The sequence below is a fragment of the Novosphingobium olei genome (genome assembly GCF_037076535.1).
Taxonomy (GTDB): Bacteria; Pseudomonadota; Alphaproteobacteria; order Sphingomonadales; family Sphingomonadaceae; genus Novosphingobium; species Novosphingobium olei.
The window spans coordinates 618,123-636,527 of sequence record NZ_AP029021.1 but is presented as its reverse complement, the minus strand read 5'-3'; the positions used below and the strand labels follow the sequence as shown (position 1 = coordinate 636,527).

13 protein-coding genes and 1 tRNA gene are annotated in these 18,405 nt (G+C 64.2%); 7 read left to right on the top strand and 7 right to left on the bottom strand.

Annotated features, from left to right (window positions below):
- Positions 1-145: 145 nt before the first annotated feature.
- Entirely contained in the window at positions 146-337 is a 192-nt protein-coding gene (locus AACH40_RS02950) for a hypothetical protein (protein ID WP_338644135.1), read from the bottom strand.
- Here AACH40_RS02950 and AACH40_RS02945 point away from each other — a divergent pair.
- From AACH40_RS02945 to AACH40_RS02935, 3 genes are read left to right on the top strand one after another with little or no spacing between them, the layout of a single operon-like run.
- Entirely contained in the window at positions 337-2,445 is a 2,109-nt protein-coding gene (locus AACH40_RS02945; protein ID WP_338644134.1) for a TonB-dependent receptor plug domain-containing protein, read from the top strand. The genes AACH40_RS02950 and AACH40_RS02945 overlap by 1 nt on opposite strands.
- A gap of 48 nt (positions 2,446-2,493) precedes the next feature.
- Positions 2,494-4,380: an ABC-F family ATP-binding cassette domain-containing protein gene (locus AACH40_RS02940; RefSeq protein WP_338644133.1), complete on the top strand. Its 1,887-nt coding sequence runs from the start codon at positions 2,494-2,496 to the stop codon at positions 4,378-4,380.
- Positions 4,377-4,838 (top strand): GreA/GreB family elongation factor, encoded by a 462-nt coding sequence (locus AACH40_RS02935; protein ID WP_338644132.1) that lies wholly within the window; start codon positions 4,377-4,379, stop codon positions 4,836-4,838. Before AACH40_RS02940 ends, AACH40_RS02935 begins: the two co-directional genes overlap by 4 nt.
- 343 nt (positions 4,839-5,181) lie before the next feature.
- On the opposite strand, the gene AACH40_RS02930 is transcribed toward AACH40_RS02935, so the two are convergent.
- The 3 genes from AACH40_RS02930 to AACH40_RS02920 form a co-directional block, all read right to left on the bottom strand.
- Positions 5,182-6,978, bottom strand: coding sequence for a DEAD/DEAH box helicase (locus AACH40_RS02930; protein ID WP_169492195.1), 1,797 nt, complete (start codon positions 6,976-6,978; stop codon positions 5,182-5,184).
- A gap of 162 nt (positions 6,979-7,140) precedes the next feature.
- Complete coding sequence (gene ligD, locus AACH40_RS02925; RefSeq protein ID WP_338644131.1) at positions 7,141-9,687, bottom strand: DNA ligase D; 2,547 nt, start codon at positions 9,685-9,687, stop codon at positions 7,141-7,143.
- Between the two features lie 3 nt (positions 9,688-9,690).
- Positions 9,691-10,578, bottom strand: coding sequence for a Ku protein (locus AACH40_RS02920; protein ID WP_338644130.1), 888 nt, complete (start codon positions 10,576-10,578; stop codon positions 9,691-9,693).
- Positions 10,579-10,712: 134 nt separating this feature from the next.
- Here AACH40_RS02920 and AACH40_RS02915 point away from each other — a divergent pair, with 134 nt between their 5' ends.
- A complete protein-coding gene (locus AACH40_RS02915) occupies positions 10,713-11,384 on the top strand; it encodes a glutathione S-transferase family protein (RefSeq protein WP_338644129.1) in 672 nt (223 codons plus the stop codon).
- Between the two features lie 39 nt (positions 11,385-11,423).
- Here AACH40_RS02915 and AACH40_RS02910 read toward each other — a convergent pair whose 3' ends face one another.
- Entirely contained in the window at positions 11,424-12,389 is a 966-nt protein-coding gene (locus tag AACH40_RS02910; RefSeq protein ID WP_169492191.1) for a complex I NDUFA9 subunit family protein, read from the bottom strand.
- 229 nt (positions 12,390-12,618) lie between these two features.
- On the opposite strand from AACH40_RS02910, the gene AACH40_RS02905 reads away from it, so the two are divergent.
- Both AACH40_RS02905 and AACH40_RS02900 read left to right on the top strand, forming a co-directional pair.
- Positions 12,619-12,705, top strand: a tRNA-Leu gene (locus AACH40_RS02905).
- Positions 12,706-12,871: 166 nt separating this feature from the next.
- Positions 12,872-14,098 carry a tyrosine-type recombinase/integrase gene (locus AACH40_RS02900; protein ID WP_338644128.1) on the top strand — a complete coding sequence of 409 codons (1,227 nt, stop codon included), beginning with the start codon at positions 12,872-12,874 and terminating at the stop codon, positions 14,096-14,098.
- A 329-nt stretch (positions 14,099-14,427) separates the two neighbouring features.
- On the opposite strand, the gene AACH40_RS02895 is transcribed toward AACH40_RS02900, so the two are convergent.
- Together AACH40_RS02895 and AACH40_RS02890 are read right to left on the bottom strand one after the other, a co-directional pair.
- Positions 14,428-16,659 carry a DEAD/DEAH box helicase gene (locus tag AACH40_RS02895; RefSeq protein WP_338644127.1) on the bottom strand — a complete coding sequence of 744 codons (2,232 nt, stop codon included), beginning with the start codon at positions 16,657-16,659 and terminating at the stop codon, positions 14,428-14,430.
- Between the two features lie 96 nt (positions 16,660-16,755).
- On the bottom strand, positions 16,756-17,736 hold the full coding sequence (locus AACH40_RS02890; protein WP_338644126.1) for a DEAD/DEAH box helicase family protein: 981 nt from the start codon (positions 17,734-17,736) through the stop codon (positions 16,756-16,758).
- Between the two features lie 143 nt (positions 17,737-17,879).
- On the opposite strand from AACH40_RS02890, the gene AACH40_RS02885 reads away from it, so the two are divergent.
- The gene (locus tag AACH40_RS02885; protein WP_338644125.1) at positions 17,880-18,326 is read left to right on the top strand and encodes a hypothetical protein; all 447 of its coding nucleotides are present in this window, start codon (positions 17,880-17,882) and stop codon (positions 18,324-18,326) included.
- The last annotated feature ends 79 nt before the right edge of the window (positions 18,327-18,405 follow it).

Genomic DNA, 18,405 nt, shown 5'->3' with positions numbered 1-18,405 from the left:
ATGAGACTGGCCGGATGAGGCCTCGGCCGGATCGTGACAATGGCCATTGGTGCTTGGGCCACGCACACGTGGTCGCCTGCGGAGCCTACCTCGCTCAGAGCACCGGTTGAACACCATGAATGACGGCCTCCCGTCCCGCTGTGGATCAACTGTGGCGGTTGCACATCGGGCCGCAGCAATAGGACGAGCTACCATTGTTGCACTGCGGCAGACTGGCAAGGCCCTTTCGATATTTCAGGAATTTTAACCCCATGTCGTTCGGCCGCCGGTCGGGCACGGTTTGTCGCTCGTCGATGACGACACCCGCTGCCACCGCGAGCAAGCCAATGATTGCCAATGCAATCTTTCCGCAATCTGGCCGCGCCGCTGCTGTTCTCCTCGGCCCTTGCCACACCCGCCTTCGCTGCGGGTGATGCATCGACGAGCGCGCCGGAAACGGAAGCGCCGACCCCGGCGCTCGAATCCGGCCGGACCGTCTTTACCCCCGCTGACTTCGCGCGCTTCGCACCCCGCAACGCGCTCGACCTGCTGCGCGTCGTGCCCGGCTTCTCGATCCGCGAAGCCGAACAGGCGCGTGGCCTTGGTCAGGCGAGCGGCAACGTGCTGGTCAACGGCCAGCGCCTCTCGTCCAAATCGGACGACATCTACACCCAGCTCTCGCGCATTCCGGCAAGCACCGTCGAACGCATCGAGCTGGTCGATGCGGCCACGCTCAAGGTGCCCGGCCTGTCGGGCCAGGTCGCCAACATCATCGCCCGGACCGACAGCTTTTCGGGCCAGTTCCGCTGGGAGCCGCAAGTGCGCCCGCACTATGCCCACCCCCGGCTCTACGACGGCGAAATCTCGGTCAGCGGCCGGCAGGACTGGGTCGAGTATACCATAAGCCTCGTCAACGACGCCAACCGCGGCGCCGCCGGCGGCCCCACCACGATCCGCGACGCAGGCGGCAGAATCGTCGAACGCCGGCACGACGAACTGACCAGCGACGAAGACAATCCCAAACTCGCCGGCCGCTTCGTCATCGATGGCCCCGGCTCGTCGGTCATCAACCTCAACGCCTCGATCCAGAAGATCTGGTCGCATTACGACGAACGCTCGCAGCGCACCCGCCTGCCCGCCGAAGCGCCGTGGGGCGGTCCCGATCGCCTGCGCCTGATCAAGGTTCGCAACGATACGTGGAACTGGGAACTGGGCGGCGATGTCGAGTTCGCGCTTGGCCCCGGCCGGCTGAAACTGATCGGCCTCAACCGCGAAAGCCACGAACCCTACCTGCAGACCGTCGTCACCTCCTATGCCGACCAGAGTCCCGCCGATGGCGATCTCTATGCCCAGGTCGGCGATACCAGTGAACGCATCGCCCGCGCCGAATACAGCTGGAAGATGTTTGGCGGCGATTGGCAGATCGCTGGCGAAGGCGCGTTCAACCGCCTCGACAACGTCGCCTCGGTCGGCACGCTCGCCGATGACGGCAGCTTCACCCGCGAACCCTTCCCCGGCGGCACGGGCGGCGTCGCCGAAGACCGCTACGATGCCAGCCTTTCGGTCAGCCGCCCGGTCTCGAAGACGGTCACGCTGCAGTTCGTCGGCGGCGCCGAATGGTCGACCTTGCGACAGACCGGAGCCGACGGTCTGCAACGCCGCTTCTTCCGCCCCAAGGGCTCGCTCTCGCTCGCCTGGAAGCCGGACCCGACGTTTGACCTGTCGGTCCGCGTCCGCCGCCGCGTCGGGCAACTTTCGTTCTACGATTTCCTAGCCCGCCGCTTTCTCGACAACGGCAACGCCAACGCCGGCAATGCCGAGCTGGTGCCGCAGCAGGACTGGACGCTCGAGGTTGAGGCCAACAAGAACCTCGGCCGCTGGGGCTCGACCAAGCTGCGCTTCATCGGGCGGCAGGTGGAAGACTACGTCACCGTGGTGCCCGTGGGCCCCGACGGCGAATCCGTGGGCAACGTGCCCAGGGCCCGCGTGCGCATCCTGGAAAGCAACACCACGCTGCAGCTAGAACCGCTCGGCTGGAAGGGCGCGCGGGTCGATGTGCACCTGCTGCTGCAGCACACCCGGCTGAAGGACCCGGTCACGCTGCGCACCATCACCTACAGCAACATCACCGACCGGCTTGCCGAGATCGAACTGCGCGACGATCTGCCCGGCACCAACTGGGCCATTGGCGGCTCGTTCAACTATTCGCACCAGTCGCTCGGCTACCGCGTCGGCGAATTCGGTCGAGACTGGGAGGGCCCTGTCTTCGCCGGGCTCTATGTCGAGAACAAGAACGTGTTCGGGCTCACCGTCCGCGCCTCGGCCGACAACCTCCTCAACGCCCGCCGGCGCTGGGACCGCGTGGTCTATGCCGGCCGCCGCGACCAGTCGCCCATCCTGTTCACCGAAACACGCAACCAGCTGATCGGACCGCTGTTCACGCTGCTCATCAAGGGCAGCTTCTGACGGGCTGCTGCGCTTTCCCCCTTCGCCCCACCCTGCTAGGGGCGCGCGATGCTTTCGATCCAGTCCCTTACCGTGCGCCTTGGCGGGCGCGAAATCCTGTCGCGCGCGTCGGCTGCCATTCCGCCCAAGGGCAAGGTCGGCCTGATCGGTCGCAACGGCGCGGGCAAGTCCACGCTGATGAAGGCGCTGATCGGCCAGATCGAGCCCGACGACGGCGAGATCGAGATGCCGCGCGGCACCCGCCTGGGCTACATCGCGCAGGAAGCGCCGGCCGGCGATGCCACGCCCTTCGAAACCGTGCTCGCCGCCGACAAGGAGCGCACCGCGCTGCTCGAAGAAGCGGAAACCTGCACCGATCCCAACCGCCTGGGGGACGTGCACGACCGCCTGATCGCGATTGACGCCTACACCGCGCCTGCCCGCGCCGCGCGGATTCTCTCCGGCCTCGGCTTCGATGAAGAGATGCAGGGCCAGCCGCTCGACAGCTTCTCGGGCGGCTGGAAGATGCGCGTCGCGCTCGCCGCGCTGCTGTTCAGCCAGCCCGACGTGCTGCTGCTTGACGAACCGTCGAACCACCTCGATCTCGAAGCGACGCTCTGGCTCGAAAACTTCCTCAAGTCCTACCCCGCCACGCTGCTGGTGATCAGCCACGAGCGCGACCTGCTCAATTCGGTGTGCGACCACATCCTCCACCTTCAGGGCGGCAAGGTCACGCTTTACCCCGGCGGCTACGACAGCTTCGAACGCCAGCGGGCCGAACGCGCCGCCCAAGTCGCCGCCGCGCGCGCCGCACAGGAAGCGCAGGCCGAACGGTTGCGCGACTACATCGCCCGCAACAGCGCCCGCGCCTCCACCGCCAAGCAGGCGCAATCGCGCGCCAAGATGCTGGCCAAGATGCAGCCGATCGCGGCGATGATGGAAGATCCCTCGCTGTCGTTCGATTTCCCGGACCCGGAAGAACTGCGCCCGCCGCTGATCACGCTCGATCTGGCAGCCGTCGGCTATGCCGAAACGCCGATCCTGCGCCGGCTCAACCTGCGCATCGATCCCGACGATCGCCTTGCCCTGCTGGGTCGCAACGGCAACGGCAAGACCACGCTCGCGCGCCTGCTCGCTGCGCAGCTGGCGCCGATGGAAGGCGCCATGAACGCGGCCGGCAAGATGCAGATCGGCTACTTCACGCAGTATCAGGTCGAAGAGCTGGCGGGCGATGCCACTCCGCTCGAACACATGACCCGCGCCATGCCGGGCAAGACGCCCGCTGCGGTGCGCGCACAACTGGGCCGCTTCGGCTTTTCCGGCCCGCGCGCCACGGCGCAGGTCGGCACGCTATCGGGCGGCGAACGCGCCCGCCTCGCCCTTGCGCTCGTTACGCGCGATGCGCCGCACATGCTGATCCTGGACGAGCCGACCAACCACCTCGACGTCGATGCGCGCGAAGCGCTGGTCCAGGCGCTGAACGAGTACAAGGGCGCCGTCCTGCTGATCAGCCACGATCGCCACATGGTCGAACTCACCGCCGATCGCCTCGTCCTTGTCGACGAAGGCACCGCGCGCGAATTCAACGGTTCGATGGAGGATTACATCGACTTCGTGCTGGGCCGCAACCAGCCGAAGGCCGAAGGCAGCGCCGGCGGCAAGGGCGGTAGCGGCAAGCAGGATCGCCGCGCCAATGCCCAGCTGCGCGAACAGTTGAAGGGCCTCAAGAAGACCGTGACCGAGGCGGAATCGCGCGTGGCCAAGCTCCAGGCCGAACTCAGCGAGCTCGATCGCGCGATGTTCGAGCCCGGCAGCGTCAAGGGCGATCTCGCCAAGCTGACCATGGGCCAGCTCTCGGAACGTCGCGGTCGCAAGGCTTCGGAACTGGAATACGCCGAAACCGCTTGGATGGAAGCCAGCGAAGCCTACGAACTGGCGCAGGAGCAAGGTGCATGAGCGTTGCCTTCCGCCGCGAAAGCGACGACGAACATCTCGAACCCAAGTTCGAAGTGCCGATCCCGCCCGGTCCTAACTGGGTCACGCCCACCGGCCTTGCCCTGATCGAAGACCGCATCGCGCAGTTCGAAGCGCTGGTCGCCGCCGACCCCGACGAGACCGCGCTCGCGGCCGCCAAGCGGGACTTGCGCTATTGGAAGGCCCGCCGCGCCAACGCCGAGCTCATCCCCCCCGCCGATGGGGGAAGCGTCGCCTTCGGCACGCGCGTCACCTTCCGCATGGGCGGGCAGGAGCGCACCATTGCCATCGTCGGCCATGACGAGGCGGACGCCGGCGAAGGCAAGGTCGCCTTCACCGCCCCGCTCCCGCGCGCGATGATGGATGCGGAAGCGGGCGAACGCATCGATTTCAACGGCAAGGCCGAAGCCATCGAAGTCCTGAAGGTTGAGCCGATCTGACAAGCGGGCGCACGTCCGCCCCCCTATCCCCGTTCGCCCCGAGCCTGTCGAAGGGCCGCCGTACCCTCAACGGCACAGCGCGGCCTCGCAAACTCAAGTACGATCCTTCGACAGGCTCAGGATAAACGGAAAGAGTGAGCATCCCGAGGTTCGCGCACAAACCTGACGGCCGAGCCGCAGACCTCGCAAATCGATAGGGCCAAAACGCTCCGCAATCAGAAGCCCGCCCGCCCTGAGCTTGTCGAAGGGCTGCCCTTCTTCTTGCGAAACAGCGCAGCCCCCAAGCCTCAGAGCGATCCTTCGACTAGCGCGGAAGGACGGGAGCATCAGCCCCCAGCCGTCCTCAGCGCTCGAAGCGCTTGGCCTTGTAGACCTTCTTGCGGAACGGCGCCCCTCCACTTGGCCGTTCGCCGCCGGGACGGTCCCCGCCGTGCGAGCGATCGCCATAGGGACGCTCGCCACCATGCGGACGGTCGCCGTTTGCGCGCTCACCGCGATGCGGCGGGCCGGCGCGGCGGTTGTCGCGGGCCATCTCGCGCGGCGGCTGGGCCGAATGCTCGATGGTGATGCCGCTTTCGTCGTCGCCCTCGACACCCGCCGTGCGGGCCACGGCATGGGCAAATCGGTCGGCCGCCGCGCGCGGAATCTGGACGAAAGTCTCGTTGGCCGAAATGCGGATCGCCCCGATCTCGCCGCGCGTCACGTGGCCGCGACGGCAAAGCAGCGGCAGCAGCCAGCGCGGATCGGCGTTCTGGCGACGGCCGACGTCGAGCCGGAACCACACCACGTCCTCGAAACCGGGACGCTTGCGCTCGGCCCGGGCTTCGGGGCTGTTGCCGATCAGATCCTCGGGCTGCGGCAGCGCGGCCGAATGCGCGCGGACCAGCGCGATGGCCAGTTCTTCGGCGCTCTTGTGCGCCAGCAGTTCCTGGACCAGCGTGGCGTCGGCCTCGTCGGCCTCCACCGGCTGCAGCAGCGTGCCGAGCAGGCGTTCGCGGTCGGCGGCGCGGATTTCCTCCGGCCCCGGCGCATCGATCCACGCCGCTTCGATCCGCGCCCCGCGCAGCATCATCTCGACGCGGCGACGACGCGGGAACGGCACGACGATCACCGCGGTGCCCTTCTTGCCCGCGCGCCCGGTGCGGCCCGAACGGTGCTGCAGCGTTTCGGCATCGCGCGGGATTTCAACGTGCACCACCAGCGAAAGCGACGGCAGGTCGATACCGCGCGCGGCCACGTCGGTGGCAACGCAGACACGGGCGCGGCGATCGCGCAGGGCCTGCAGCGCGTTGTTGCGTTCCGACTGGCTGTGTTCGCCCGACAGCGCCACGGCGGCAAAGCCGCGTTCGACCAGCAGCGCGTGCAGCCGCTTCACGTTGTCGCGCGTCGCGCAGAACAGGATCGCGGTTTCCGCTTCGTGCAGGCGCAGCAGGTTGACCACGGCGTGCTCGATGTCGGCCGGCGCCACGGTCACCGCCTGGTAGGCGATGTCGCCATGCCCGCGCGCCGCATTCATCGTCGAAATGCGCAGCGCATTGTCAGTGTAGCGGCTCGCCAGCATCTCGATCGGACGCGGCATCGTGGCCGAAAACAGCAGCGTGCGGCGGCCCTGCGGCGTCGCGTCGAGCAGTTCTTCCAGATCCTCGCGGAAGCCCATGTCGAGCATTTCGTCCGCCTCGTCGAGCACCACCGCGCGCAAGCTCGACAAGTCGAGCGCGCCGCGTTCGATATGGTCGCGCAGGCGGCCCGGCGTGCCGACCACGATATGCGCGCCGAAGTTCAGCGTGCGGCGCTCGCGCATCGGGTCCATGCCGCCAACGCAGGTGGCGATGCGCGCACCGGTTTCGGCATAGAGCCACTCGAGCTCGCGGCTGACCTGAAGCGCCAGTTCGCGGGTGGGCGCAATCACCAGCGCCAGCGGCGCACCGGCCTGGGGCAGCACGCCTTGCTCGCCCAGCAGCTCGTCGCTCATGGCCAGGCCGAATGCCACGGTCTTGCCAGAGCCGGTCTGGGCAGAGACGATCAGGTCGCGACCCTTGGCTTCGGCCTCGATCACGGCGGCCTGCACCGGCGTCAGCGCCGAATAGCCATGGCCGGTCAGCGCCCGGTCGAGCGCGGAGTTAAGTCCTTCGAATGTCATAACAAATGCCTATGGAGCGGGTGTGCGGCCCGATCTTTTCTTGTCGTTGTCGTGGATGCCGCTCCCACCGCGGCAGTGATGCCCTTTGCGCACACGCCCGGGCCATCGTTGCGCTGCCCCCTACAGCAAGTCAGGCGGCTTGGCTTGCACTTTTTTCGGCGATTACAGATCAGGGAGCGTCTGGCTGGCAAAGCCCCAGCCGGCAAGGCCCTTGCCCTTGGCGCGCCGCAGCAGCGTTTCGGCATCGCGGATCGAGTAGGGATGCGCGCTGTCGAACTGGTCGAGCTCGCCCCACGCAATCGGCAGCGCGACCGGCGCCCCCGCCCGCGCGCGCGCCGAATAGGGGGCAACCGCCGTCGCCCCGCGCTGGTTGCGCAAGTAATCGATGAAGATCCTGCCCACGCGCTTCGCCTTGCTCATCGTGGCGATGAAGCGGTCGGGCTCGGCCATCGACAGCGCCTCGGCAAAGCGCCGCGCGAAGTCCTTGTGCGCCTCCCACGAATGGCCCGGCGTCAGCGGCACCACCACGTGCACGCCCTTCCCGCCCGACAGCATGGCAAAGCTCGCAAGCCCGATGTCGGCCAGCCGGTCGTGCAGGTGCCGTGCCGCGCGGCGGACCTCGTCCCAGCCGAGCCCCTCGTCGGGATCGAGGTCGAAGATCATCCGGTCCGGCGCCTCGACGTCATCCACCCGCGCGCCCCAGCTATGGAACTCGATCGTGCCCATCTGCACGCAGGCCAGCAGCCCCGCGGCATCCTCGACGTAAATGTAGTCCTCGGCTTGCCCATCCTTTTCGGCGATCGGCACCTGCCGCACGTGATCGCCGAAGCTGCCGCTATCGTGCTTCTGGAAAAAGCACTTCTTGCCGCGCCCTTGCGGACAGCGCACCAGACTCACCGGACGGCTGCCCACGAACGGCAGCATCAGCGGCGCCACCTGGGCGTACCAGTCTGCCAGCATGCCCTTGGTTTCACCGCTTTCGGGAAATATCACCCGGTCGCGATTGCTGATCTTCACCTCGGCGCCCACGTCCCCCTCCTCGGGCGCTGCCTCCACCCGCTCGGGCACGACTTGCGACGCGGGCTTGTCGCCCCGCAGCCCCACGAAACTCGCGTGGCGCACCGATCCCTCAGCAGTGAATTCGGCAAAGGCGATTTCCGCCACCAGCTCGGGCCTGATCCATGTCACCCCGCGTCGGTCTTCGCGCGGTACTTCGGCAGGGGGCGTCTCCACCACCAGCTTGCCCATTGCAGCGGCCAGTTCCTCCATCGCCCCACCGCCGAAGCCCGTGCCGACATTGCCCTTGTAGACCAGCCGCTTGCCCTCGTTCTGCGCCAGCAGCAGCGACGCAAACGGCCGCCCCCGCGCGCTCGACTTCTTCCAGCCGATGATCACGAACTCCTGCCGCAGGATGCACTTCACCTTCAGCCAGCTCTTGCTGCGCCGGTTCTGGTATGGCGCGTCGATCCGCTTGGAGATCACGCCCTCCTGCCCTGCAGCGCACATTGCCTTGAACAGCTTTTCGCCCGCGCCGATCACGTGGTCGGCCACGTGGATCGGCGGCTTGGCCTGCGCCAGCAGAGCGTGGAGCCGCTCCTTGCGCTCGATATTGGGCAGCGCGGCCAGATCCTCTCCGTCGAGCTCGAGCAGGTCGAAGGCGTGGAACGATAGCGGCGTGGTATCGTCCTGCGCGCCGTGGCCGCGCTTCAGCACTTTCTGCAGGCTGGAAAAGTCGGGATTGCCCTTGTCGTCATAGGCGACGATCTCGCCGTCGATCAGCGCAGGCGGCAGTTCCAGCCTGACAAGCTCGCACACCAGCGGGGCGAACTTGTCGGTCCAGTCGAGCCCGTTGCGGGTATAGACGCGGACCTCCGCGCCATCGGTCGCGATCAGCGCGCGATAGCCGTCGAACTTGATCTCGTGCATCCAGCCGTTTCCGGCAGGCACGCTGTCCACCAGCGTGGCCAGCTGCGGCGTGCGAAATGTGGGCAAGCCCTTGGCGCCGTGCGCCGCCTTGCCTGCCTTCTTGCGCGCCGGCGCAACCTTGGCATTGCGCTTGGCCGCCGCCTCCATCTCGGCGGCAAAGGCCTTGCCCTTCTTGCCTTTCAGCGAATGCGCGCCTTTCACGTCGCCCTCGATCTCGGCCATCGTCCGCCCGGTCAGTACCGAGGTCAGCCCCCGCTCCACCAGCACGTCGCCCTTTTCGGCAAAGGCATCCTCCACCTTGCGCAGCAGCCAGTTTTCGCGGGTTTCCTTCCCCCTCGGCTTCAGCCGGAAGATGATCCACTCCCCCTTCATCCGCTCGCCCTCGAGCGTGAAGTGCAAGTGCCCCTTGTCGAGATCCTTGGCCGACTTGCCTGCGATCGGTGCCCAGGTGCCCCGGTCCCACAGCATCACGGTGCCGCCGCCATATTCGCCCTTGGGGATCGTCCCCTCGAACTCGGCATAGGACAGCGGATGGTCCTCGGTCCGCACCGCCAGCCGCTTGTCGTCCGGGTCCGGGCTCGGCCCGCGCGTCACCGCCCAGGACTTGAGCACGCCGTCGATTTCCAACCGGAAATCCCAGTGCAGCCGCGTTGCATCGTGCTTCTGCACGATGAAGCGATTGCCGCCCTTCCCCGCCGCGCGCTTGCCCGCGGGCTCCGCGGTCTTCGCGAAATCGCGCTTGGCGTTATAGGCTTCAAGCGGATCGACCGGCTTCTTGGCCATGGCTCAGGCCTTCTTCCGCCGCGGCGCAGCGGCCGGCTTTGCCACCGAACGCTTGGGCTGCGCGGCCTTCTTCGCGGCCGGCTTCTTCTCTGCGCCGCCGCCATCCCCCGAGCCCAGCGATTTCTTCAGCGCCGCCATCAGGTCGATCACGTTGCCACCGCGCGGTGCCGGTTCGGACACATCCTCCAGGATCTTCTTGCCCCGCGCCTTCACCTTCTTCTCCACCAGCCGGTGCAATGCATCGACATAGCGGTCGTGGAATTCCTCGGGCTTGAACGGCGCGGTCTTCTTCTCGATCAGCGTGGTGGCCAGGTCGAGCAGGTCTTCGGACGGCGCATCGTCGGGAATCTCGGCAAAGAACCCGCGCGCCTTGTGCACCTCGTCGGCGTAGCGCAGCACTTCCAGCACGATGCCCCGCCCACACGGCTTCAGGCTCACCAGCTGCTCGCGCCCGCGCACCGAAAGCTGACCCAGCGCCACCTTGCCAGCCGCGCGCAAAGCCTCGCGCAGCACGACATAGGCTTCTTCGGCCAGATCATCGGCCGGCACGACGTAGTACGGCTTTTCATACCACAGAGGCTCGATCTCGTCGGCGCCCACGAACTGCACCAGCTCAAGCGTCTTGCGGCTCTCGATCTTGACCGCCTCGATCTCGTCATCGTCGAGCAGCACGTATTCGCCCCGGCTCACTTCATAGCCCTTGACGATCTCGTCGCGATCGACCGGGCCGATCCCGGCCACCACCTTCTCGTAATTGATCGGCTTGCCGCTCGGCTCGTGGATCTGGCGGAACGCGATCGCCGCCCCCGATCGCGTGGCCGAATAGACCTCGACCGGAATGGAAACCAGCGCCAGCCGGATCTGCCCTTGCCAATATGCCCTTGCCGCCATGGTCGCCTGCCTCGCATCTCGCCGTGCAAGGTCTAGAATCCGGCTGGCCCCACAGGTTCCCGGTGCAAAACTGTGGTGCCTCTTGCAACGGCGCTGGACTTGGCCTGCCGCCATCGTCCATTGACGGCCGCATCATGTGGCAACTCTATCAGTTCCCCCTCTGCCCCTTCTCGCGCAAGGTGCGCCTGCTGATGTCCGAAAAGGGCATCGCCTACGATCTCATCCGCGAAAACCCGTGGGAGCAGCGCGACGAATTCCAGAACCTCAACCCTGCGCTGCGCACGCCGGTGATCCACAATCCCGAACGCCAGATCACCATCGTCGACAGCCGCGCGATCTGCGAATACTTCGAGGAAACCGTCGACAAGGCGCCGATGATCAATGGCACGGCAACCAACCGGGCGGAAATCCGCCGCCTGATCGCGCTGTTCGACGAAAACTTCTTTGCCGACGTCACGCACCCGCTGCTTGAAGAGCGGATGAAGAAGCGGCTGGTCTATCGCCAGTCGCCCGACAGCCGCATCCTGCGCGAAGCGATGCGCATGGCGAACCTTCACCTCGATTACATTGATTACCTGATCGACCATCGCCCCTGGCTCGCGGGCGCGACGATGAGCCTCGCCGATCTTGCGGCGGCAGCGCAGATTTCGGTGGTGGACTATCTTGGCGGGATCGACTGGTCGCAGCATGAACAGGCAAGGGGGTGGTACTCTGTGTTCAAGAGCCGCCCCAGCTTTCGACCGCTACTTTCCGAACGGATGGACGTGATCCACCCGCCGACGCACTACGCCGACGTCAACGCCTGATCCCGCGCAGCGCGTGATGGAGGGCTAAGCGCCCCGCCATCAGGCAAGGCGCGTCTTCGCTCCGAACCGGCCATACTTGCGATAGCGCACGGCCCAGCGGTCAAGGAACAGCTCGAGCGGGCGCGGATGGACGCCCAGTTCCTTCAGGCCGGGCAGCGTGCCGCTGGCGACGTTGCCTTGGGCGAGCAGCTTCCACTGGTCGCGGCTGAGCGGCGCGCCCGGCAGCCAGCCGGTGAACGTGGCGATCGCCGACGAAATGCTGTCCGGCAGATCCAGGAACACGCGGCCGCGATGCTCGGCCTTGGCGATGCGGCGGTTGAGGTCAGCCATGGTGATCTGCTCGGGACCGGCAATCTCGTACGTCTTGCCGGCGTGGGCCGCAGGCGCGGCCAGGACGTTGCCCACCGCTTCGGCCACGTCGTCGACGAACACCGGCTGGAACTTCGCCGCAGGTCCGAACACCGGCAGCACCGGGAAGGCCGCGATCAGTCCTGCAAACATGTTGATGAACTTGTCGTCCTCGCCGAACATCACCGACGGGCGCAGCACGGTCACGCCGGGGAACGCCTCCTGCAACGCTTCCTCGCCCTGCGCCTTGGTGCGGGCATAGGCCACGTCGCTTTCGGCATCCGCGCCGATGGCGGAGATGTGGACCAGCGCCTGCACGCCCTTGGCAGCGGCGATCTCGCCCAGCCGGCGCAGGCCCTTGCCCTGCACCGCGTCGAGGTTGCCGGCAAACGCGCCGACCAGGTTCACCACCGAATCCACGCCGGTCAGCGCCACGTCCAGCGTGTGCGGCTTGGCGATGTCCACCGCCACCTGCTGCACCTGGCCCAGCGTGCCCAGCGGCTTGACGCGGAACGCGCGCTCGGGATGGCGGCTGCAGACCCGCAGCCGCGCGCCGCGCGCCAGCAGTTCCTGCGCCAGATGCGTGCCGAAGAAGCCGCTGCCGCCGATCAGCGCCACCAGCCGTCCTTCGAGATCGCGCGTCCTGCCCTTGCTCATATGCCCTGTTCCGCCCGCAATTGGTGTGAACGTGAATGCCTTGCCCTGCGGGGACTCCGGATGGGCCCCACAAGTTCCGGCTGCCGCCTTTGGCACAGAGAGCCATGCCCGTTCAATGCCGAAGAAAAAGAGTCGGCTGCTTTCGACAAACCCTTGTTGACACCCTGCCAGACCCGCTCTAGAGGCGCGCTCCTACCCGGCGAAACGGCGCTTTGCCCTTCGCCTCCGTGCCCAGATGGCGGAATTGGTAGACGCACCGTCTTCAGGTGGCGGCGCTGGAAACGGCGTGGAGGTTCGAGTCCTCTTCTGGGCACCATTTGTTCTTCTCAGAAGAACCCAGCAAGTGTATTAAACCCGCAGAAATCCAAGGGAATTGGCCCTTGGATCGTGCCGGATCGTCCCGCCTTTTCTCGGGGGTTCCGCACATTTTTGCGGGCCTTTGACGGGCCTTTGCGAAAACCACATTGGGAAAAGGCCCGCCCATGCCTCTGACCGAAACCCGGCTTCGCGCACTCAAGCCAAAGGACAAACCGTACAAGGTCGCCGACGACCGCGGATTGTACATCGAGGTGTCCCCATCGGGCGGAAAACTCTGGCGATTCCGCTATCGAATCGGCACCGTTGAAAAGAAGCTCTCGATCGGCTCCTATCCCGAAATTAATATCAAGGACGCACGCCAAGCGGCTTATGAGGCGCGGGTTAAAGTCGCGGCGGGCGGTGACCCGGCGATGGAGAAGCGCAAGCAGAAGATCCGTTCGGAATTTCTTTCTGCCCAGACATTCGAGGCGGTGGCCCGCGAGTACATTGATGAGATGATGGTGCAGAACGGTCGGGCGGATGCGACCATCATCAAGGCCAACTTTTTCCTCGACCAGCTGACGGATGCCATCGGCAGCCGTCCGATCGACGAGATTGAGCCGTTCGAGGTGCTGGCTCCCCTCAAGCGCCTCGAAGCGAAGGGCAAGCACGAGACCGCCAAAAAGACCCGATCCTTTGCCAGCCGCGTGTTTCGCTATGGGGTTGCCACGACGCGCTGCAAAGGCGACCCGACGGCGATGCTCCGCGGGGCGCTGATAACGCCCAAGGCAAAGCACTATGCAGCGATCCTTGAGCCCAAGGATCTTGGTGGGCTGCTCCGTGCGATCCAGGACTACACTGGCAATTTCATTACCCGGTACGCCTTGCTTGTCGCCCCCCATGTCTTTGTACGCCCTGGCGAGCTGCGGCATGCCGATTGGAAAGAGATCGACCTCGAAGAAGGCGTCTGGCGCATCCCAGAGGGAAAGATGAAGGCGCGCCGCCCTCATGCCGTGCCGTTGTCCAAGCAGGTAGTCGGGTATCTCAAGGAACTTGCCGAGATGGTCGGCACCGAGGGGTATGTGTTTCCGTCAGCTCGCGCCTCCGTCCGTCCGATGAGCGAAAACACCCTGAATGCCGCTTTCCGGCGGATGGGCTTCACGAAGGACGAAGTCACCGCCCATGGTCTTCGGGCTACGGCCTCCACCATGCTGAACGAAAGCGGCCTCTGGAATCCAGACGCGATTGAACGCGGTTTGGCCCACGGTGACAGCAATGCCGTTCGCGGCGTCTATCACCGCGGCAAACACTGGGATGAGCGCGTCCGCATGGCGCAATGGTGGAGCGACTATCTCGATACGATCCGAGAGGGCGGCAAGGTCATCAAGGGCGCGTTTGCGGGAAGAGCCTGACGAGGATTTTAAACACCTGTAGGGTCTAGCTGGAACGGGTACTTCCCTGCCGTTTCATACGATGCTTCCCAACGTCAGCGTTTGTCAGATCCGGACATTGCCGACTGGGTAGCACCGGTGGCGGCACTCGAGGATATGAGCGAGAATGGGAGGTTCATGCCTGTCCGGTTTCAGGTATGATGAGGCAGCAAGCCGTCGCTTACTTAGTCCTACAAAGCCAACAGTTCCCAGCAAAGCAGCGTTACCAAGCGCGGCCCGAACCTGAGGAGCCGCTCGGAGAACGTAGCGTCTGTCACCCATCCGGCCCAGGAGTATGGGGTAAGCGGAAGTTACTCACTCGCTATTACACCCAATGGAATCGCTGCTGTGTCCATCAGATAGAGTTCGGTCGCCCCGAGTAAATCAAGCTGTCGGTTTACCAAAGCCTTTTTGGACAACCCTGGCTGGACGATAAAGACCTTCAGTTCCGGAAGTAGAAGCTTCGCCTGTTTGGCTAGATCGCGCAAGCCGCGAAGATCACCGCGCTCGAAACGCGAAACGTGGTCAATCCCGGCAGCCGCGAGCTTTGCCCGGCGGCTGTCCTCGCGGCGACGAAGATGCTTGAAGAGTTCCGGCACTGCGCTACGCCAGTGCGTGCTACGTTGCGCCTGGCCGCACACCGCATAAAGATCGTCGACCCGAGCCCCCGCGCTGGGGGATCCTGCAAACTTGCAGTGGTAAAGATGGATTACCAGCCTGCCGTCGCGAACCCCAATACAGACAATATCGGCGGCTTCGCCAGCATCATCGTCATCAAAAATGATAGGGAATTCATCCTCTGTGGTAGTGGCGAGAAGGCGATCAAGGACGCGCCGCTGTATTGAGTCCGGTCGCTTCTCCACGCGTTGCGATTCCTTCGAGAGATCGACACCAGCCCAATCCCATTCGACGATCCGATCGCGGTCGAACGGCTTTCGCGCGGCCCCGATCGGAGGCACGAATAACTCAGTTCCTTCAAGGTAGCCGCCATTGTCGAAGCGTATCGCAGGCGGCTCTCTGCGGAACCAGTCCCCAAGCGACCTTGTGGTGCGCCCAATCGTGATGTCGGCCGCAAAAGCGCCCTGTGGTTCGTAGGAGACGCCATCCGGCGCGAATCGAACGATATAGTCGGCGATCTTGTTGGAAGTGACGACCCGAAAGCGGATCGGCGTATCGGTCGTAAAATCCAAAACTTGCAGTTCCACATCAAAGAACAGCACGGATTCTCCATCGATTGTGACCTTGATAGCGTCTTCGGCACGCTTCAGGAATTCCTCCGGCCAATCGATCAGAAGCGGAATGAGGGCGGGACGCTCACTGATTTCAACCGGCAGGATCACGTTGGTGAAGACATCGCGGGTCGAGATCGTATCATCGCGGAGCTTGGCACCGACCGCGTGGCACCATTCAACCCAGGATGAGAGGTCCTCAGCGGTCATCATCGACCACACCCGGCCCTTTTGCGAGCAGCCAATCGTTACTCGCGCGCCGTCCTCGTAACCATGTGCGAAGAGGTTGGACTTTCGCTTGTTAGTCCGCATTGCCTCTGGCAATGCATCAGTGATATCCGGCCCCACATGCAGGCTGAACCTCAGCCGGTCGTTGATAACATCGCTAAGACCAAGATTCGTAAGGACCAGCCGGTTCACGTTATGAAGCGAACGAAACACAAGTTCGCCCTTTAATATGGCTGCATCATCGCCAGCCACGGCCTTGGCCAAATCTTCGTGCATGCTGCTGTTGTTTGAGCTGTTAATGTAGAGGAGCCCCTGTCCTTCGTCCCAATGAACGAGATAAAGGTGCCACTCGGTGTTTCGGATATCCCGGACATCACCCCAAGACACGGCATCATGCTCGCGTGTGATGAATAGCAGCACCTTGTTGCGTTCGTTCACAGTCGGACCGGCATAGATTTCCGTCGAACCAATCGCGGCGATCGCCCGATCGGGCCGCCACCGTCGCGTGCCTGTCCGAAACACGACCGCACTCATCTTTGGGAAGATATTGCGCAGCGAAACGACGTCGGGAGCATCTTGGAACGCGTCGATGAAGTCCGAGCGACGAGCCTGCCTAGTGTTGGCGCCCTCGCTAAGGTCTCGGAGGAGGACGTTCCAATCCGCATCCTCCGCATACAGGTCCTGTAGAGCCTCTCCGACGCCAGGGTCGGCGATATTGGCGATCATCGTGGCTTCACCGAGATCGGAGCGAAAGCGGGTAAACCGCCCCGTGAACTGCAACGTGATCGCGAGGCTCTTGTGCGGATCGTGGATCGCGGCAATCTTCAGCTCTGGGAGGTCGAAACCCTCACCCAGCATGTCCACACATACTACGATGCGTGCTTCCCCGCGGCGGAGGCGGGCTAAACCATCTCGGGCCTCGCCGGCAGGAATTCCATTATGGAGCAGCAGCGGCGCATGCTCGGGCGCGAGTGCCGCGTAATAGGCGTGCACCTGTTCAGCGCGTTTGATGTCCGAACAGCGCGCCATTACGAGGTGATTGAAACCAGCAGCGGCATCCGAAGCAAGCTGCGCGATGGCGGCCATGGCAATAGCCTGGTCAGCCTCGACCTGGTCCAGTTCGTCAACCGGCGCGAAGCGGATTTCCTTGAAATAACCTTCGGCCTGAGCCTTCCGAAGCGGTTAGTTAAAGACGACCTTTCCATCCACGTGCTTGCCGTCATTGCGAAATGGCGTGGCCGTGAATTGGACTACTGGACGATCAGCGAAGTGCCCACGAAACGCCTCCCATGTTCGGGCCGAGATGTGATGCGCTTCGTCGATGAATAGATGCGAGCAAAGCTCGGCCATGCGGCGCTGGACCGCCTCGGTGCTCTGACCAGCGACCGCCATCGTCGTGACCACCACGTTGCAGCCCATAAAGATGGCGTCTACCTCTTCGGCGGTCTTGGGTTTGTGCTCCAGCAGTGCGACGATCGGTAGGGGCGCGTCCTCCCTCAAGGCTCCCAGCTGCTTGAGAAGTCCCATCGAGACGAACTTGTCACCGATCTGATCGCGCAGCGCCCCTGTGGGCACGATCACTAGCAGCCGCGACAGTCTCTCCCGCGCCAATAACGCAAGCATCGTTTCCGTCTTTCCGGTGCCGGTCGGCATGACCACAGTTGCGGGCAGACTGCTCGTCTTCCAGTGGGAGAGCACGCCGAATAGCGCCCCAATCTGAGGAGGACGGAGCCCGGTCTCGATCACGCGATCGCCGTCGCGCCTTTCCTCACGAAACTCGAATGCGCCGCGCCAACCGTTCAGCACCGCGTCGCGCGCCTCGATGGCTTGGATGGGAGATAGTAGCTCAAAGCGTGCGGGCGCAGGCATCAGCCATTCGCCTTCGAGTTCGCTGGATCCGCCGACGAACGCATCCCAGTTACGGCAGCGGAAGACATCGATCGGCTCGTCCGTAACCGTAAGACGGCGGTCCGCTATAAGGATCGGCGCGCCCTCGTCTGGATGGAGGACTGTATAGGAGGAGCGCTTGATGGCCTTGGATCCAACAGCGAATTCTTTATGGATCGCCGCCCGCTTAAGCTGCTTAACCGCGTTCTTATGAACTCGGCCCTCGATCGAATAGCTAGCCGGCAACTTAAATGCGCGATATGTGCCCGCTGGCATTGGGTAGGTCTCCCACAACGGTGACGATCATTAGGGGAAAGGTGTAGCGGAGCGTCGGTGTTTTTGCTATGTTCCAATATCTCCGATAATCGTCAATTTCTAGCTTTCAGGGTCGGAGACGAACCTGCTAATGTTGGCATTTCATGGAACAGTCGATCCAAGCCATTTGGAAGCAAGACGAGATCCCCGTCATTCTGCGGCGCACGGGGAAAGGCGAGCTCTTGCGGGTCCGGTTGCCGTTCGATAGCAATAACCGCGAATGGCTCCAAAACGGGCGCCGCATTACACCAAGCTGGATCGCACCGCGCAAGTTCTGGGAAATCCCGAAAGCCTGGTTCGATGATTTCGTGAATCGCGCGCTGCAGAAATATGGCCGCCTTTATGTGATCCAGCCGTATCGTGAGCAGGAAATCTGCTCACCCTCCTGCCAGAACGCCAAGGGCCATGAGTGCCAATGTTCCTGTATGGGCGTCCATCACGGTGCAGGCAGCGACGGTAGCTGGTTTGAGGTTTCAGACGCCTTCTCGACCCGGTGGGGGGAGCGTGAGCTTGCTTGTCGTCTGATGGTTGCCAAGAGGCGAGTACAGTAGATCTGGTTCGCGCTCGCCAAAAGTTCTCCGCCCCGGGATCGAATCGATATCCGGCTCTTGGTAGGTTAAATTAGAAAAA

What these genes read in the sequence shown, in the direction of transcription:
- ligD (WP_338644131.1), bottom strand. Translation starts at nt 9,687, where the DNA reads ATGGCCAAGAAGCCGGTCGATCCGCTTGAAGCCTATAACGCCAAGCGC.
- AACH40_RS02945 (WP_338644134.1), top strand. Translation starts at nt 337, where the DNA reads ATGCAATCTTTCCGCAATCTGGCCGCGCCGCTGCTGTTCTCCTCGGCC.
- AACH40_RS02895 (WP_338644127.1), bottom strand. Translation starts at nt 16,659, where the DNA reads ATGGCCGCCATCGCGCAGCTTGCTTCGGATGCCGCTGCTGGTTTCAAT.
- AACH40_RS02920 (WP_338644130.1), bottom strand. Translation starts at nt 10,578, where the DNA reads ATGGCGGCAAGGGCATATTGGCAAGGGCAGATCCGGCTGGCGCTGGTT.
- AACH40_RS02915 (WP_338644129.1), top strand. Translation starts at nt 10,713, where the DNA reads ATGTGGCAACTCTATCAGTTCCCCCTCTGCCCCTTCTCGCGCAAGGTG.
- AACH40_RS02910 (WP_169492191.1), bottom strand. Translation starts at nt 12,389, where the DNA reads ATGAGCAAGGGCAGGACGCGCGATCTCGAAGGACGGCTGGTGGCGCTG.
- AACH40_RS02890 (WP_338644126.1), bottom strand. Translation starts at nt 17,736, where the DNA reads ATGCCAGCGGGCACATATCGCGCATTTAAGTTGCCGGCTAGCTATTCG.
- AACH40_RS02935 (WP_338644132.1), top strand. Translation starts at nt 4,377, where the DNA reads ATGAGCGTTGCCTTCCGCCGCGAAAGCGACGACGAACATCTCGAACCC.
- AACH40_RS02885 (WP_338644125.1), top strand. Translation starts at nt 17,880, where the DNA reads ATGGAACAGTCGATCCAAGCCATTTGGAAGCAAGACGAGATCCCCGTC.
- AACH40_RS02930 (WP_169492195.1), bottom strand. Translation starts at nt 6,978, where the DNA reads ATGACATTCGAAGGACTTAACTCCGCGCTCGACCGGGCGCTGACCGGC.
- AACH40_RS02940 (WP_338644133.1), top strand. Translation starts at nt 2,494, where the DNA reads ATGCTTTCGATCCAGTCCCTTACCGTGCGCCTTGGCGGGCGCGAAATC.
- AACH40_RS02900 (WP_338644128.1), top strand. Translation starts at nt 12,872, where the DNA reads ATGCCTCTGACCGAAACCCGGCTTCGCGCACTCAAGCCAAAGGACAAA.